This window comes from Corynebacterium sp. H128 (assembly GCF_037482625.1).
GTDB lineage: Bacteria > Actinomycetota > Actinomycetes > Mycobacteriales > Mycobacteriaceae > Corynebacterium.
This window is the reverse complement of the sequence record NZ_JBBHKW010000023.1, coordinates 1-1,234: the sequence shown is the minus strand read 5'-3', so window position 1 is coordinate 1,234 and position 1,234 is coordinate 1. Positions and strand designations below refer to the sequence as shown.

The window sequence follows — 1,234 nt, the reverse complement described above, 5'->3', positions numbered from 1 at the left end:
TGAAGTGCCCCAGGTTTTGTTCCGCTTGAGTGGATGGGAAAATCTGGAACATGCCTAAGAAGTTTGACCAGGATGCGAAGGACCGCGTGGTCCGTCTTGTTGAGGATCGCATTCTGGCGGAGAATCTTTCAATGCAAGCCGCATGTCAGGCGGTTGCGCCGAAGCTAGGGGTTTCGTGGCACACAGCCCGCCAGTGGGCTCAGCAGGCACGGCGCGACGGACATGTCTCCGAACGTCTTCCTGAAGACCTCGCTGCCGAAAATGCCAGGCTGCGCCGTGAAAACCAGGAGCTTCGAGACACAAACGAGCTGCTTAAAGCTGCTTCAGCTTTTTTCGCTTCGGAACTCGACCCGAAACGTCGGAAATGATCCGGTTCATCGATGAACACCGGGATCGTTTCACAGTCGAGTTCATCTGCCAGACGTTGAAGAACAATCGCGATGGTGGCTTTATCACCTCCCGCGGGTACCGCCAATCCAAAGCCCGTGGACTGAGTTCGCGAGGTCTGCGAGATGCTGCCCTTATTGAGCACATCTGCGTGGTCCACGCCGAAAACTACGGCGTTTATGGTGTGCGGAAAATGTGGCACGCCCTTCGCCGAGAAGGAATCGACATTGGCCGTGAGCAAACCGCTCGCCTGATGCGCCTTGCTGGAGTCAGTGGCAAAGGTAAGGGCCGGTCGCCTGTGACAACTCGCAGGCCCAAGCGCCCGGATAATCGCCCTGACTTGGTGGGCCGCGAATTCAAGGCTTCCGCGCCGAATAAGTTGTGGGTGGCTGACATCACGTATGTACGCACCCGGAAGGGTTTCGTGTACACCGCGTTTGTCACCGATGTGTACTCCCGCAGGATTATCGGTTGGGCACTGTCAGACTCGATGCGCACCGAGGCGTTACCGCTGCAGGCTCTCAATCAAGCCATTGTGTGCGCCAAGGAAACAACAGGCCTAGTTCACCACTCAGACCATGGTTCACATGTGAGCATTGTCTACAATGAGCGCCTTGCTGAGCATGGAATAACCGCGTCTACTGGGACTGTAGGCGACTCTTATGACAATGCTCTTGCCGAAAACGTCAACGGTTCATACAAAAACGAGCTGATTCATACGCGGACGTGGGCCGACGTGGCTGATGTTGAGATCGCGACGTTGGACTGGGTTTCGTGGTGGAACGAGTCACGACTTCACCAAAGCCTGGACTACCGTACGCCGGCTGAGGTCGAGCACGAATTTTGG

General features: G+C 56.1%; 1 protein-coding gene. It reads left to right on the top strand.

Annotated features, from left to right (window positions below; all coding sequences use genetic code 11):
* Positions 1–50 precede the first annotated feature (50 nt).
* Positions 51–1,234, top strand: a protein-coding gene (locus WG915_RS11570; protein WP_339565537.1) for an IS3 family transposase whose coding sequence is annotated in 2 segments (ribosomal slippage) — positions 51–339 and positions 339–1,234 — 1,185 coding nt annotated over the 2 segments. Because the reading frame shifts where the segments join, the coding sequence is not laid out codon by codon here. This gene is flagged as partial in the annotation.